Consider the following 16,155-nt stretch of genomic DNA (forward strand, 5'->3'; position numbering starts at 1 on the left):
GCATCTGCCTTACAAGCAGAGGGTCGGCGGTTCGATCCCGTCATCACCCACCATCACTTTGCAATAAAGTGAATACAATGCGGACTGGTAGTTCAGTTGGTTAGAATACCGGCCTGTCACGCCGGGGGTCGCGGGTTCGAGTCCCGTCCAGTCCGCCATCTACTTTTTAGATCCCCCTACTTCACTCGATAGTTCTTAATTAGTCTTCTTCATCTCCGACAGATCTTTACGCTCCGCTATCAGAGTTTCTGAGCCAATGTCATATCCACGTCATATTGGCTGACTATCTTTTACACATAGTCGCAAGGAAGTCTGGGAACTCGGGCAAGGATGCCTGGTCTTTTCTCCAGCAGCGACTATATTTACTTTAAGTGGCACGATATATGCTAGATTCGTTTGAGTACTTTCTTCACGATCAGCTGTGTACTTTAAGTTGTCGCTCGGGAAGTGTTCCTGTAGTGGCAAACCAACAGGATTGGATTAACAACAAAAAGGAGATCGAAAATGTCTGATTACATTGAAGATCTGTTAGATGTCGGCTTTGACGATTACGAAGACGACTGTGATGACGCCGTAGAGATGTAACTGCGGCTCTGCCCTAGCGGCAGTTTTCCCTATAGCGGCCCGGCGCCTCGCCGGTCCAGCGCCGGAATGCGCGCTGGAATGCCGCAGCAGAACCAAACCCCAGCAAATACGCTATTTCCCCCAACGTCAGTGACGTATCCCTGATATAACTTACCGCCAGATCTTTGCGCGTTGCGTTGAGCACATCCTGATAGGTCTTTCCTTCAGCCTGAAGGCGCCTGCGAAGCGTCCAGGGCGCCATATTCAGTCGACTGGCAACCTTACTCAGCTCGGGGGTCTCACCGTCCAACAGCGGCGCCACAGTGCGGGCCACCTGCTCTGTCACGCTAAGACCGAGCCTTACTCTGTCCAGTTCGCGTTCCGCCTGTCGTTTCAGCCCTTCATGGATAGAGTGGCAACTTTGGATCACGGGTAAATTCAGTGCTTCATTTTGGAGCACTAATCGATTAGAACCGGCGCCAAAATTCACCGGACACTTGAAGTAGCGACGATAAACATCTGCATACCCCGGATCTGAAAACTCGATATCGACAGACTCAAGGATGCCATCGGTTTGCCCGCTGATGACACCAAGGATGTGTGCCCAACTCGAAAGCACCGAGTCGACCACAAACAGGTTATAGGCGTTGTAGGGGCTAACAGAGTAGAACTTAAGCGCGGGCTTACCCTCTTCTAACGAGAACGAACTCGCACCACGCGCATTAAAACTCGACAGTAGTTCAAAGCCTGCTATCGCCTGACAGGCGCGGCGGAGATCCGGTGCGGTCATAGCGACCAGGCCCGCCAGACCCAGCTGAGCTGGCCAGGTATGTCGGCCCATTTCTAAACCAAACCAAGGGGATTTGGTTTGCTGAATGGCATCGTGCCCGATGCGCATAAAGCGAGGAATACTGATTCGGGTATCAGGCGATGCCAGCGTTTCAGGAAGGATATTGTACTGACCCAGCAGCGCATCCGGGTCAGCACCGAGGGTGCGCATGGTGGATGCAATCACCTCGACGTAGGTAATGCTCAGATCACCCAGCTTCATGTTTGATCAGGCGTCCATTCCATCATCGTCATCCTTCTCAGGAGTGACCTCTTCACCTTCATCCGGCTCGTAAAACTCAAGCAGGAATTGGTAGCTGAGCGAGAGTACGGTGATTGATATCAGTGTCATACTGTATATGCCAAAGGCAGCCACGATATCCGTCACCACATTCTCCAGCGACACTAACAGTAGAAATGGGAGGTTAACCAACAAAGGCAGAGCCAGCGCTACGATAACCAGGCGAGTGCCATTTCCTTTGCTCATCCGCCAGGCCCGCCCTAGATCAGAGCCCTCTGTGCCGATAGCAATTTCAGGCAAGGTAATCGACAAACGTGCGAGGATGTAAAGCATCAACATGAAGGCCGGAATAAATGCCAGACCAACCACTTGCTGCATCGCCGCAGGATCATTCGCACCGGTCACTATTCCCATAATGACTAACACTACAATAGTCACACCAAGGCCAGCGCCTACGGAAACAAAAACCAACAGCAGTGAACGAAGTAAGTAACGCCAGTCAGAGCGATTGGGAACTCGGAGTGCATTGCTAGGCCAATGAGACGAATCCTGCAAAGTGAAACGGTGCACAGTGGTCGCAAGAAGGATACTCAATAGCCCGGATATGACAGTGACTATCCAGAATTCCAAAGGAAAGCCCATCTCCATATTTCCGCCTTCCTGACCCATCGCGGCAATAATAGGCTCAGTAATAGCTGCGCTATACCGATCAAGAACCACCAGTACAAGAATAATGGGGAGAAACATACTTAATAAGCGACCGCGCTTTGCCCACAGCAAAAACAACGCGTCTTTGAACAGCTCAAATACCGGGATTCTGGCTTCCAGGCCAAGCGGACTTTTCATTCTTACTCCAACGACAAACGAGTGCTAAAAAAATGCCCCTGAACAGAGGCTCTGTCAGGGGCATTAGTTTACCTGCTTTCGGCGGTATTATCCCGCAGGCGGCACGTCACCGTGCTTTTTCTTGTGACGTGCCAGCATGCTCTCTGGTTTGAGCAGGAAGCTCGCCAGAGCAGGCAGCAGTATCAAAGCACCAAGCATGTTCCAGAGGAACATAAAGGTCAGCAGAATACCCATATCGGCCTGGAACTTAATCGGCGAGAGCATCCAGGTGGCAACACCAATGGCCAGAGTCACACCGGTAAAACTAACGGCCTTACCCGTAGAGCGCAGGGTTTCAAAGAAGGCTTCCTGCATCGACTTACCAGCCAGAATCATAACTTCGAGGCGGTTGTAGATATAAATACCGTAGTCGACACCGATACCGACACCCAGCGCGATCACTGGCAGCGTTGCCACCTTCACACCGATATCCAGGTACGTCATAAGCGCCTGACTCAGAATAGAGGTCAACGCCAGAGGGATCAGGATACAAGCCACAGCTCGCAAGCTACGGAAGGTGATAAAGCAGAGTACAAAAACAACCACGTAGACGAAGATCAACATAGTGCCCTGCGCATCAGCAATCACCTGATTCGTCGCCGCTTCAATACCCGCGTTACCAGAAGCTAACTGGAAGCGCACAGGCACCGAATCAATTTCACCCTCTTCGATCGCCTGCCCGAGCTCGTTGTAACGATAGCCGTAGAACTTCATATCGACGTCATCGTCGTAGCTGTCTTTAAAATTTTCGACAGCGGCGACCACAGTCTCAAGCGTCTCAGCTTTGTGATCATTCAGGTAAATGATCACAGGCGCCATGGAGCAGTCTGAATTCAGCAGTGCGCCCGGTGCGCGCTGAATGGAGGTATTCAGAACTGTCTGGTTGCGCGACAACGCTGACCAGTTCAGGTTACCTTCGTTCATCGATTTGGTTACCAGCTTGGACACAGTGACCAGAGAGGTCGCAGACTGAACGCCCGGAACGTTCTCCATGTACCACATAAAGCGATCCATAGCGTCCATGACTTTATAAGCATTACAACGCTCAGGAGCCGTCTCGACCATAACAACAAATACGTCTGAACTGGTGGAGTAATTCCCGACCATAAAGGCGTTGTCTTTGTTGTAACGGCTGTCAGCGCGAAGTTCTGGCGCACCTTTATCAAGGTCACCAATTTTCAGATCCTGACTGTAATAGTAACCACCGATCCCCATTGCGATAGCGATAGCAATTGGGAATGGTGCAACCTTACGGCTGGCAAAGGCAGAGAGGCCACGCCATACCGGCGCCTTGCTCTGAGATGCTTTATACGCATGGTCGATACCCGGCTGGCTGATACCGATGTACGACATGATCACTGGCAACAGTACCAGGTTGGTCACGATGATCATTGCGACACCCACACTCGCTGCGATCGCCAGTTCCTGAATTACGCCGATATCAATAAAGAGCAGCGTCAGGAAGCCAATCGCGTCGCTGAGTAGTGCCAGCATGCCTGGGACATACAAACCACGGAATGCGTGACGAGCCGCCTGAACCGGCGATGCCCCTTTACCGGATTCAATCGCAATGCCGTTAATGATCTGAACACCGTGACTGATACCAATCGCGAATACGAGGAAAGGCACCAGAACAGAATACAGGTCGATGGTGAATCCCATCAGCGCCAGTGAACCTAGCTGCCAGACCACTGCAATCAGAGATGCCACAATAGGAACGATGGTGCCGCGGATACAGCGGGAATAGAGATAAAGAAGAATCGCAGTCATCACCATAGCGGCAAGGAAGAAGAGCGCGATCGACTGTGCCCCCTCGAGCAGGTCACCCAGTTTTTTAGGCGTACCGGTGATATAAATACGGTACTGATCACTGCCGTACTTATTGCGGATTTTCTCTTCAAGGTCCGCGCTGAACGTTGCGTAGCTTAGTTTTTCACCCGTGTCCGGGTTGTACTCAACCAGTGGAACATTAATGATCGAAGACTCGAAGTTGTTCGCCACCAGACGACCAACCTGACCCGACTTCAAGACATTCTGACGAACCTGTTCGAGGCTGTCAGGAGAACCATCATAGGTGCTCGGAATAACCGGGCCGCCCTGAAAACCTTCCTCGGTCACTTCCATCCAACGGACGTTCGGTGTCCAGAGAGACTCCATTCCGGAGCGGTCGACCCCCTTAACGAAAAAGATTTCGTCACTGATTTTACTCAGAGTATCCATGTAGTCCTGGGTAAAAATGTCACCGTCAGTTGTTTCGACAGCAATTTTTACGTTGGCTACACCACTTTTCATCTCATCTTTATGAACAAGGTAGTTCTGGATGTACTCGTGGTTCAGAGGGATATACTTTTCGATACTGGCATCCAGCGTAACCTTACTCAGGCCATAGCCAAATAACGCAGTCAGGGCCATCAGTACGACGATGACCAGCGAGCGATTGTTAAAGATCAGGCGTTCAAGAAACGGCTCCGATTCTGAAGACAGAATGTAGTGCTCTGGCTCAGAGGAGTAATGGTGCTTCTGTTCACTCATTGCCTTTCTCCCCGCTCATTTCTGCCTGACGTTGCAACAATTTGCCCTCTCTGCTTACCAATTGAATGCCAGCGTCGCCGGCAATAACGAAATGCCCGGCTTCACTGCGAATAACTGATGCTGCGCCTTTGCGGCCAGCGATGATTGTCGATTCTGCTCCTGATAGCTGAGCGTTCAGCGTCACCACGCTACCGCCGTTTCCGACTAGCATCGCACCTCGATCTGAACTGAAACCTCCCAGCAGAGTTTGCTCAGAACCGGTATCGAGCACTTGCCAGGTAATGCCGTCATCATCGGAGCGGTAGGTGTGTCCGCGCAGAGCGAAAAGAATCTGGGTATCCCCTTCATCGAGCAATCCAAAAAGAGAGCCGTCGTAAGGTGCTGACTGACCAACCCAGGTTTCACCCATGTCGTCTGATCGAAGCATAAGCCCCATTTCACCGACAATTGTCAGTGAGCGTTCGCCGACGCGGGTAATTGCGTTGAGGTGCAAGCGATTCGGGTTTGGCAGTCTTGAACTGATTTCAAACCACTCATTGCCACCGTCCATCGTCTGGAAGGCCATCCCGTACGCACCGACTGCAATACCTTCTCTCGCTGACCAGAAATACACATCAAGGAAGGGTTTGGTCGAGCCAGTTTCGAGATCGTACTCAGCATCCTGAAATGCAAATTCTGCATTCTCCAGAGCAGTCATGGCCTGCTCTACATCCATATCGGAGCCCGTTTCCTGAATTGCTTCTAAGCGCTCTTCCGCATTTGTCAGGTTATTCCGTGCCGACCTCAGCATCGCTTCATTGGCTTTGAAGCCGTCAAACTGTTTCGTCCAGTTTGATCCACCGTCCATCGTGTTGAGAATCACGCCGTCATGGCCGACAGCCCAGCCATTCTGTTCATCAGCAAAATCAACGGAAGTTAAGGTTGTGGTTACAGGAACGCTACCCTGACTCCAGGTGAAGCCGTTGTCTGTTGAAACGATAGCGTGGCCGTAGGCACCAACACTGACAAGCGCTTGACCACGATCTGTAACATCAAGTAACAATGATTCATGCGCCTTGTCGGACGACATTGCAGGTGTCTGGAGAGGATCCTGCCACTCTGCGAATGCTCCGGTTGATGTAGCCAGAGCCCCGCTAATGAACAGACCCGAGAGGAGGCTTAGCCCGCTCTTTTGGTTGCCTGCCCATGGCCTGACCAAATCAGAAAACATATAAAACCCCGTATTATTAGCATTATTAAAGCGGCGCTAGTCTAGCGGACAGCCCTACCACTGACTAACACGCTCTTGTTACGTTATGTAACCAAACTGGCGCTTCCCGCACCTTACTGCTACGCCCCCTTGACAGTGAAAATTACCGGGGAGGTGTTATCGGCGTCCGCGTCGACGCAATTCAGCCGGTGTGAAGTAACGGTCACCCGGAGGTGGGTTACTGTAGTCAATTTCTTCGGGCTCTTCGTTCATCAAGCCCTGTACATGGTAGCGGCGGTCGAGAAGATCATGGAACACATCCATGCCAGTCCAGGTCACCGGTAGCTCATAATACGTCTTAATATAGGCCATGCTCACACGCCACAACTGGCCATTCATATCGTACTGATCTGCTACCGCAATGCTCCAGGTATCTTCATCAATATAGAACACTCTTTTGCTGTAAACATGCCTCATACCATCTTTAAGCGTACCTTCAACGACCCAGACACGATGTTTTTCATAGCGGGTGTATTCTGGGTTGAGATGCCCTGGGCGCAGAATATCGTTGTAACTTGCCTCATTCGAGGTGAGACGATAGTTATTGTATGGAATGTAAATTTCGCGTTTATCGATAAGTTTCCAGTTATAGCGGTCCGGCGAACCGTTATAAATGTCCGTGTCGTCGGCATAGCGTAAGCCATCGGCAGCGGCAATAGGCGTGTCGTACGCAAGGTTAGGGGCACGACGTACACGACGCTGACCAGCGTTGTAACCCCAAGCCTGCCGGGCATCGTTTGCCTGGTTAAGAGGTTCATGGACCAGTACCGCACCACCAGCGAGACGCGCTGGTGCTTTGGTCACAGACAGATAATAGAAAAGTAAGTTATCCAGCTCTTCAATCGTTTTATCCTGACGGTAGTAGTTGAATTCAACCTGTTGCTCTACCGTAGTCGGTGTGAACTTGCCGTCCTGATGAACTGCAACCTCTGAAGCCTGCAGCTGCAGGTAGGTGCCACGCCAGCGAGTAATGTGATTCCAGACCGCCTGAACACCCGCCTGATTTTTATTATCACTCAGGATGGGGAACGGAATACCCGCGTACGAATAAAGAAGCGAGTTACCACCGTCTGCTAATTCGGCACGTAACGCATTTTTGTAGGTGTTTTCATATACCCACTCAGGTGCTGCAGCTGTACGACGAGTCTGGTACACAGGCATTTTGAAGGTGTCAGGGTATGTCCTGAACATCTCTTTCTGCCCTTCTGTCAGATTATTGCTGTACTGATTCATGTTCTGAGCAGTCACAGTAAACAGAGGCTGGTCGTCCGGAAATGGATCAGGGTGATGTTGCCCTGGCTCTTTATATTCAACCGGCGGCAGAGTCAGTCCACCCCGCCATGGGGGAATATCACGGCCGTTGCCCTCGCGCTGCCCACCCATGGGAGTGAGGACAGACTTAAGCCGTTCTGCTTCAGAAACTGAGACAGAGGCATAGGCCTGCGACACAAACATACCACCCGCCACGCATAGCGTGGCAAGCAATGAGAAACCGCGTTTTACACGGATGATACCTGAAAGATCCATCAGATCAGTTTTCCTTAAACCAAACTCTTGCTAACAACTTCATACACGTCTTTCGAGAGACTGCCGCTATCCATGATTCGTTGCAACTCAGCTTTCATCAAGTGTGACTGACTTGGCACTAAACGCTTCCAGCGGGTCAGTGGCGTCAGGAGTCGTGAAGCTATCTGAGGGTTGCTTGCGTTCAAACGGATAACTGCATCTGCCAGCAGACGGTAACCACGGCCATTTTCACTATGAAAATGACACAGTGCCTGATTCGCAAACGCACCAATGACTGAGCGCACCTTGTTGGGGTTGCGCCAGTCGAATGCTTCGTGCTCCAGCATTTTTTCAATATGCTCCGGCGAGCCCAATCGTGAAGAGCCACACTGGACTGTCAGCCACTGATTTACAACCAGTGAATCGTGTTTCCACTGCTCGTAAAACGCATTCAGAGCTTCCTGCGCTTCAGCTTCATCACAGCATGTCACGAGAACACGCAGTGCCGCCATCTGATCGGTCATGTTGTCTGCACTGTTAAACTGCGCCTTAGCCGCTTCGATACCATCCGAAGATGCGCGCGCCCAGTACGAAAGCGCAAGATTTTTCAGCGAGCGACGCGCCATATCAGCCGGTGCAGGCTGGTATTCGGCAGGGACATTCAAGCGTTCGTAGCAAGCCTTAAAGTCTTCGTTTAACGCTTCAGCCACCTCAGACAGAACCTGCTCACGACCATTGTGAATAGCGACAGGATCATAAGACTTCCGCGTTTCTGCGATGTACGCCTCGGATGGCAATGCCATCAGGTAAGCAACCATCGCCGGGTCCAGACTCTCGTCACTGATTACACTGTGCAGTGCGTCAATGTCTTCTTTAACGAGCTTAAAACGCCCTTTCTCCGCCAGCGCAATCCAGTGCAGCATCAGTTGCTGTCCGGCATCCCAGCGGTTAAAACCATCACTGTCGTGCTGCAACATGAAGCGCAACGCAGACTGGCTGTGCTGATAATTAATACGCACCGGCGCGGAGAAATCGCGGAACAGTGACACAACAGGCTCTTCGATCACGCCACCGAAACTGAAGGTCTGCTCGGCCTCGCGGAAATGCAGAACCTGGCTTTCTTCGGTCCACGAATCGGCTTTGTCCGGGCGAATTTCCATATCTTCGCCGCTGTGAGCAATAAAGCCCAACTGAACAGGAATCCACAGCGGCTTCTTATTCGTTTGCCCTGGTGTGTCTGGGGTACTCTGGCGCAGATTAATAGTCAGGCGTTCTGCCGCATGATCGTATTGGGTAAGTACTTCAACCACCGGCGTACCCGACTGTTTGTACCAGAGGCGGAACTGGCTGAGATCAACGCCATTGGCGTCTTCCATTGCCTGAACAAAATCGTTGATGGTGACAGCCTGACCATCGTGGCGCTCGAAATACAGATCAGAGCCTTTACGGAATCCTTCGGCGCCCAGAATTTTGTGCAACATACGAACAATTTCAGCGCCTTTCTCATAGATGGTCACTGTGTAAAAGTTGGAAATCTCGATGTAAGAGTCTGGTTGCACCGGATGCGCCATCGGCCCACCGTCTTCCGCGAACTGAACAGTGCGCAGCATACTGGCGTCTTCAATTCGTTTCACAGTGGGTGAATTCATATCCGCGGAGAAACAGGCATCCCGGAACACAGTAAAACCTTCTTTGAGGCTTAACTGAAACCAGTCGCGACAGGTAACGCGGTTGCCCGACCAGTTGTGAAAATATTCGTGAGCCACAATGGCTTCGATACGTTGATACGCGGCATCGGTCGCGGTAGCTGGGTTAGCGAGAACACAGGACGAGTTAAAAATATTCAGACCTTTGTTTTCCATGGCCCCCATGTTGAAGTCATCAACGGCGACGATCATGAAAATATCCAGATCGTATTCGCGGCCATAGACTTCTTCGTCCCATCGCATAGAGCGCTTCAGAGCGTCCAGTGCGTATTCTGTTTTATCAACGTTCTGAGGTTCAACAAAAATCCGCAGCAGCACTTCACGACCTGAGCAGGTAATGAAGTGATCATCACGAACCTGAAGATCCCCTGCCACCAGCGCAAACAGGTAGGCCGGCTTTTTATGCGGATCGTGCCAGACGACGTGCTTTTTGCCATCTTCAGTTTTTTCACTCACCGGGTTGCCGTTCGACAGCAACACTGGGAACTGTTCAGCATCGGCGATTATTTCAGTTGTAAACACTGACATAACATCCGGGCGGTCCGGGTAGTAAGTGATACGACGGAAGCCTTCGGCCTCGCACTGTGTGCAATACATACCGCCTGAACGATACAGCCCTTCCAATGCTGTATTTTTTTCTGGATATATCTGAGTAGATATTTCCAAAGTATGTGAAGCGCCTAAGCTACTGAGAGTCAGTGTTTCCTCACCCACCACATAGTCATCGGTCGTCAGTTCGTTTCCGTCAAGACGGATACTAAGAAGTTCAAGGTCCTGCCCGTTAAGTACGAGTTCATTACCGTCCCCGGCCTGCTTGAGTGTCAGAACGGAATGCACCTGTGTATAGCCATCGTTTAACTCAAATTTAAGATGGGTATCCGTCACTTCATAGGCGGGTGCTTGGTAGTCCGCTAACTGAATCGCCTTCGGTTGAGCGTCACGCATGTTAAGACTCCCTGTTCACTGTCACTCTGACGTTGTATGAGGTAAATTTCCGCACATTGATGACTCCAGTATCGAGAATCAGGTACTGACCCTTCATGCCCATCAGGCGCCCCGATACTTCTGCGGTTTTATCGAAATTATGACTACTTACTTTGGTCGGGTATTCAATTACTGGGTAATTAAAGTGCCGGACGCTCTCGTTCGTCAACCATGTAATTGAGCCAGGACCCTGCTCCAGCTCAAGCTGATTGAGTTCTTCAGCAAAATGTTCTTTGAGGCGGTCTCTTTCTGCGACCAGGTCCAGTTCTGGCGAATCGCCTTTCAGCATTGCCCGCCAGTTCGTTTTATCGGCGATATCGCGGCGGATAATATCTTCGACCAACCCTGCCAGTCGTCGTGTTGCAACTCTCGCAATTGGTAAGGCTTGCGCAGCGCCCTGATCCAGCCAGCGGGAAGGCATGTTCTTCATCCGCGTAATGCCGACCTTGATGCCCGACGAATTGGCCAGGTAAACGATATGATCGTTAAAACAAACGCGCTCACCCCACGCTGCATCCCGGCAGGTACCAAGGTGAAAGTGGCACTTTTCAGGGCTCATGATGCAGGAATCGCATTCCGGCAGTTTGGTAAAGCAGGGGTAACAATATCCCTGGCTGAAACTTTTATTGGTTGGCCGGTTACAGGCACGACAATGGATGTCGCCCTCCCACGAGAGGGACAGGCTTTTTCCGAGAAAATCGTTGATCGGGTACTCTTCATTGTTGAGCACCAGCGAGTATGCCACCGTTGCCGCTGGGCGAATGCGCATCTTATCCAGATGGCCGGAAAATTCTGACTTGCTCATTGGATATTCAGCGGTTGAGTGTCGTCGTCTTTACCAGATTTGCACCCCTGATCGAGATATCCTACTCGTTGATCGGCAGGCACATCGTGGGTGTTTTCGTAATAGATGATGGCTTCCATGCATAATTCCCGCTGCCCATCCTCAAGCTTGCGGCCATTTGGCCAACGCCCGGTTGCAACAGCATTTTTCAGGTTTTCGTACACTTCGGGTGTAAGCGAACGGATCAGATCTTCAAGATTCATTATTTCTCCGATTAGGATTTGGCCAGATCACGGCCAGCAGGAAGCCACACAATAAACCGCCCAGATGCCCGCCATGAGCAGACCCCGACAGGCCCGGCACCACGGTGTCGCCGAACAGCATAATCACCATAAAGAAAATCATTACCCCCAACAAGGCCGGAGGAACGCCATAATTAATTCTGTAACGGTACTGACGAAGCCCGGTCCAGGCCGCTAAACCATAGACAACGCCCGAGATACCACCGAACGCTGGACCAGCCAGCCACCATTGCAACAGGTTTCCGCTAATGCCGCACAGTATAAGCAATGCCAGAATTCCGAAACGCTCGCCCTGACGTTCCATGGCTCCGGCCAGTACCCAGATCCACAAGGTATTGAACAGCAGATGCATCACACTAAAGTGCAGCAGCGTTGGCCGCCACATTTCCCAGAACGACATATTCAGATAGGTAGAAAGCTGATTTCGGGCGTCGGGCCAGAGAGACTGGCTATTCTCCAGCCATGCGTGCCAGTCATTCGAAACATGCTGCCAGCCAAACACGCAAGCCACCAGCACTATGAGAGCAACCGTTAACGGCACTGCGGTCAGCCGTTGGATGATCGAAGGGCCAGAACTCCCGACAGCCACTGGCTCCGCTAATGAGCCTTCTCTCCAGTCGTCCAGCAGCTCTTTGATACGCTCGATATCGTCGGGGTCGGCAATCAATAACACCTGCTGATTACCTTCCTCGACAACGCGATGCACTATTTTCTCTGACCACAAATGCCGTGTCAGAGGCGACAGGTCAGTCTCCAGTGGAGCACTTAATACGGCCAGCGGTTGCATCAGCGCTCTTTCTTTTCAACGCGGACCCAGGCAAATTTGCCCTTCTGCAGATGACGTTCGGTATCCATCCGATACGCGACCAGGCGGCCGTACTTCACTGCACTGTAATCAAGACAGGCGATGTTGGGTACGATGGGCTCGGGCAAGCCTGACATCCAGTAATGTCCGATAAACAGAGGTTTTTCATCAGGCCCATAAAACAGTAACTGCTCTTTCTCGTCTTCACTGAGTAGCGCATGCTGCAAATCTTCAGGCAGAGGGTCAGGCTGAAAAATCACATCGTTATAGCGCTGCGGGTCTCCCGCCCAGAACTTGGTTCTGAAGAACTGTCTGACCATGCCGTCTTTTGCCGTCATTGAACGACCATCAGGCAATTTCAGAGAAGTGCCACGCAGCATCCGGTCCAGAAACTGATACAGAAATGAATCCGTCTGCACCGATTCCGGCAGCATCTCTTTAGTAATCTGGTTGGAGCCGTAGCGGCGCAGATACTCGTCGATCATCTGATGATCCCAGCAAGCGTGAACCACCCGGAAGTGCTCGTACTCACGGAACAAGGGAATAGTCAGGAACCAATCGAGCATTTCATTGAATTCCTGCGGGTAATTCGCAAACTGCTCCAGCGTCTGTTCAACAATGAAATTGTTACGCGGTGTGTGCGGACGCAGAAACGGCTGGCGCATGCCCGCCGGCGCTTCACTCAGATAGGTAACGACGTTGTACTCGTGGTTACCCATAACGATATCGGCGTGCCCAGCTTCGACCATGTCCCGCACGATATGACATGCAAGCCGGATATTCGGCCCACGGTCAACGATGTCCCCGAGGAAAACGACTTTGCGCTTCGGATGCTGATACACCCCATTGCGCTTGCTGTAACCCATCTGTTCAAGCAGGTCGATCAGCGTCAGGCCGCAGCCATGAATGTCGCCTATCAGGTCATATCCCTGATGCATATTCAGTCTCCGAGGTTACTGCTCCAGCCCAACTTCGTACGACAGATCTCGTAAAAGTTATGACCTTTCGGATGGATCAGTTTCAGCTTGTGCGCTTTTTTACGGATAGTGATGCTGTCACCCGGTGCACAAGGAATGTGTGTCTGGCCGTCACAACTGATCGTCGGATACAGCCCCTGGCTGGCATCCACAACAATTTTCACTTCTGCCTTGCCGTCAACCACAATCGGTCGACTCGACAGCGTATGCGGAAACATTGGCACCAGAACCAGGGCATCAAGGCGCGGATGCATAATCGGGCCGCCACCAGACAAAGCATAGGCGGTAGATCCAGTCGGTGTTGAAACAATCAGACCATCAGAGCGCAGGTGATAAACAAACTGACCTTCGATATAGAGGTCAAAGGCGATCATCCGGGCTGACTTACCCGGGTGCAGAACCACGTCGTTCAAGCCGGTGGCTGAGCCAATCGGGTTACCATCCCGTTTGATTTCCGCATCCAGCAGGAAACGTCTTTCTTCTATATAGTCGCCGTCGAGTACCGCCTGAACTGCTTCGCACATCTCTTCATCCGGGCTGATGTCGGTCAGGAACCCAAGACGACCACGGTTAATGCCCAGTACCGGTGTGTTGAACTTAGCCAGAGCCCGCGCAGCACCAAGAAGGCTGCCGTCACCGCCCACTACGATCACAAGATCGCAGATCTCGCCCAGCATATTCACATTGCTGACCTGCATTCCGTGACCCGGCATCACCTCCGCGATACGGTCGTCCAGAATGGTGTGATACCCCTCATCGAGCAGATAACGCGACAAACGACGGATAGTATCTATCACTTTATTACTGTTCAGTCGGCCGATCAGACCGATATTGCGGAACTCTTCCATCAGAAAACTGGTAACCTCAACAAATCACGGGCTGCAGTCAACATCCTGCTGCAGCGTCTTTTTACATACTATACCGCAGAACACCAGGCTTGACCCCATGGCGACCACCCCGGAAGCATTCTTCGACATTCAGGATAAAAACAAACGCGATCTGCTCTGGAGCATCTTTGGTCCGTCTCTCCTGAGCAGCAGCGTAACACCGCCGCTAACAGAAATATTGCCAGAGCTGTGCGAAAGCCGTTTGAAAGGGACCACTCTGTCACCCGATTTTCAAAGCCCGCGCCTTGGTTTCCGTTTCGAACAACTGTGGCAATCCGCATTAAGCAGCTCAGAAATTCCGTTCATCGCCAACCAGCAGATTACCGATGAAGGAAGAACCCTCGGCGAACTGGATCTGCTGATTCCGCGCGGACAAAGCACCCTGCACATTGAGCTTGCACTCAAATTCTACCTTGGCGTCGAGGATGACTGGATCGGTCCGAATCGCCGGGATCTTCTCAGCCGTAAAATACAGCACACCTTCGATCACCAGTTACCACTGGCTCAGAACCCGGTCGCTCTGAGTGAAATCAAGCAGCTTGCCCCTGCCCCCGTGCAATCTTTCGCCATTATGCGTGGCTGCCTGTTTGCTCCAGCGCATGATGTATCGGCAGCACCTTTGCCCGTCGAAATCAGCCCAGACCACTGGTCGGGCTACTGGTGCCCGATTGAGCAGGCTCACTACTTACCCGAAGGACACTGGTACGTTTTATCAAAACAGGATTGGCTAAGCCCGGTATTCTCGTCGTTTGCGATCACGCGGGATGAGCTTCTGAAATACCTCACCTGTGCTTATCAATATCTGAGCATCCCTCTTGCGATTGCCCGGATGGAGAAGCTCCAGAACGGTTGGGGAGAAACTGAACGCTGGATGATGGTCGCGCCTGACTGGCACAGTTAACCCCAAACGATACATCTATAACGTTGAGTACCTAAGACCCGATACACCGCGGCGACCTTGCAGTCCGCCACTATGAACCAGCAGGCTGCGTCTTGGCTCAGTATCCTGTGCCATGAGCCAGGCCGCGAGCAGACGTACGGTATAGACAGGGTCAAGCATCAGGCCCGCCCGGTCTGCATCGGCAATCAGTTCCCTGAGCGCCGGAGATAATTTACCGAATCGCAGGTTTTCTGGCTGGTGCGCAAAACGTATTTCAGGGGAATAGGAGCTCGCTTTTAACTGTGCCTCAAGCACTCCCTGATCCTGAACAGCATTGACGATCACTAAGGTCTGATCTGCTCTTAACTGCTCAGCAATTCCCTGCGCCGTCGTCCCGGTGCCCGCAGCAACCCAGACTTCGTCGTAGGGCTCGAACAGCGATGCAAGCAGGCCGAATCCTTCCCTGCCCTCAGGGCCGTCGCCGCCCTCAGGAATCACCCAGGCATCTGACTCAACCGCCAATCGAGTCCGCCACGCTTCGTCATAACGCATCGCGTATTGATCACGGCCGCAGAAGCGTATTCTCATGCCAGCATCGATACAGTCCTGCAAGGTGGGCGTCAGAGGCTGTTCGGGGTAGCCCAACACCCAGGCTTCCACTGGGATGTTGAGCCGTTGAGCAGCAAATGCCAGCGCATGGAGGTGATTGGACCAACGGCCGCCAAAGCTGATCAGGGATGACCTTCCCGATTCTTCCCACGCGTGGAGGTGCCCGAGCAGTTTAAAGACTTTATTGCCAGACATCAGAGGATCAATCTGCTCAAGGTGCAGGCAGTCAAAATCAAGGCCTCGAACGTTATGACGTGCAATCAGTCCGGAACCCATACTCAGGTCGGTAGTGGGCAGCAGGCGTTCCAGCAAAAGGGATAGATCAGACACGGCGGAAGGGCAGATAAACGTTGCAGCCAATAAAGACGCCTAAGATGCCAGATCTCATTCGCGCTGTCATGCAACCACAAACAGCG

General features: G+C 51.9%; 13 protein-coding genes and 1 tRNA gene. 2 read left to right on the forward strand and 12 right to left on the reverse strand.

Translation table 11 applies throughout. From position 1 onward, the window contains the following. The first annotated feature begins 81 nt into the window (after nt 1–81). Nucleotides 82–158 (forward strand) — tRNA-Asp (locus tag AC5E51_RS09830). 440 nt (nt 159–598) lie between these two features. Here the strand turns inward: AC5E51_RS09830 and AC5E51_RS09835 are convergent. From AC5E51_RS09835 to AC5E51_RS09885, 11 genes are all read right to left on the reverse strand, one after another. After that, nucleotides 599–1,615, reverse strand: a complete 1,017-nt coding sequence (locus AC5E51_RS09835; RefSeq protein ID WP_491778521.1) for an AraC family transcriptional regulator — start codon at nt 1,613–1,615, stop codon at nt 599–601. Between the two features lie 6 nt (nt 1,616–1,621). After that, a complete protein-coding gene (locus AC5E51_RS09840; protein ID WP_068442096.1) occupies nt 1,622–2,479 on the reverse strand; it encodes a hypothetical protein in 858 nt (285 codons plus the stop codon). Nucleotides 2,480–2,566: 87 nt separating this feature from the next. After that, entirely contained in the window at nt 2,567–5,050 is a 2,484-nt protein-coding gene (locus AC5E51_RS09845) for an efflux RND transporter permease subunit (RefSeq protein WP_491222448.1), read from the reverse strand. Next, on the reverse strand, nt 5,043–6,119 hold the full coding sequence (locus AC5E51_RS09850; protein WP_068442090.1) for a YCF48-related protein: 1,077 nt from the start codon (nt 6,117–6,119) through the stop codon (nt 5,043–5,045). The genes AC5E51_RS09845 and AC5E51_RS09850 overlap by 8 nt, the downstream gene beginning before the upstream one ends. A 297-nt stretch (nt 6,120–6,416) precedes the next feature. Then, nucleotides 6,417–7,826 (reverse strand): DUF1329 domain-containing protein, encoded by a 1,410-nt coding sequence (locus AC5E51_RS09855; protein WP_491222447.1) that lies wholly within the window; start codon nt 7,824–7,826, stop codon nt 6,417–6,419. 14 nt (nt 7,827–7,840) lie between these two features. Next, on the reverse strand, nt 7,841–10,456 hold the full coding sequence (pepN, locus tag AC5E51_RS09860; protein WP_491778522.1) for an aminopeptidase N: 2,616 nt from the start codon (nt 10,454–10,456) through the stop codon (nt 7,841–7,843). A 1-nt stretch (nt 10,457) separates the two neighbouring features. Continuing rightward, the gene (locus AC5E51_RS09865; RefSeq protein WP_297530533.1) at nt 10,458–11,300 is read right to left on the reverse strand and encodes a DUF2797 domain-containing protein; all 843 of its coding nucleotides are present in this window, start codon (nt 11,298–11,300) and stop codon (nt 10,458–10,460) included. Further along, nucleotides 11,297–11,542 carry a YeaC family protein gene (locus AC5E51_RS09870; RefSeq protein ID WP_068442083.1) on the reverse strand — a complete coding sequence of 82 codons (246 nt, stop codon included), beginning with the start codon at nt 11,540–11,542 and terminating at the stop codon, nt 11,297–11,299. Before AC5E51_RS09870 ends, AC5E51_RS09865 begins: the two co-directional genes overlap by 4 nt. Continuing rightward, on the reverse strand, nt 11,532–12,368 hold the full coding sequence (locus tag AC5E51_RS09875) for a rhomboid family intramembrane serine protease (protein WP_491778523.1): 837 nt from the start codon (nt 12,366–12,368) through the stop codon (nt 11,532–11,534). The genes AC5E51_RS09870 and AC5E51_RS09875 overlap by 11 nt, the downstream gene beginning before the upstream one ends. Further along, a complete protein-coding gene (locus AC5E51_RS09880; protein ID WP_076514109.1) occupies nt 12,368–13,324 on the reverse strand; it encodes a metallophosphoesterase in 957 nt (318 codons plus the stop codon). Before AC5E51_RS09880 ends, AC5E51_RS09875 begins: the two co-directional genes overlap by 1 nt. Before the next feature lie 2 nt (nt 13,325–13,326). Then, complete coding sequence (locus tag AC5E51_RS09885) at nt 13,327–14,211, reverse strand: NAD(+) kinase (RefSeq protein WP_068442071.1); 885 nt, start codon at nt 14,209–14,211, stop codon at nt 13,327–13,329. A 97-nt stretch (nt 14,212–14,308) separates the two neighbouring features. Here AC5E51_RS09885 and AC5E51_RS09890 point away from each other — a divergent pair, with 97 nt between their 5' ends. Beyond that, nucleotides 14,309–15,151 carry a DUF1853 family protein gene (locus AC5E51_RS09890; protein WP_068442068.1) on the forward strand — a complete coding sequence of 281 codons (843 nt, stop codon included), beginning with the start codon at nt 14,309–14,311 and terminating at the stop codon, nt 15,149–15,151. 15 nt (nt 15,152–15,166) lie between these two features. On the opposite strand, the gene AC5E51_RS09895 is transcribed toward AC5E51_RS09890, so the two are convergent. Next, nucleotides 15,167–16,099 carry a 1-aminocyclopropane-1-carboxylate deaminase/D-cysteine desulfhydrase gene (locus AC5E51_RS09895; protein ID WP_488074793.1) on the reverse strand — a complete coding sequence of 311 codons (933 nt, stop codon included), beginning with the start codon at nt 16,097–16,099 and terminating at the stop codon, nt 15,167–15,169. Between the last annotated feature and the right edge of the window lie 56 nt (nt 16,100–16,155).

It is taken from the genome of Thalassolituus sp., from assembly GCF_984348125.1.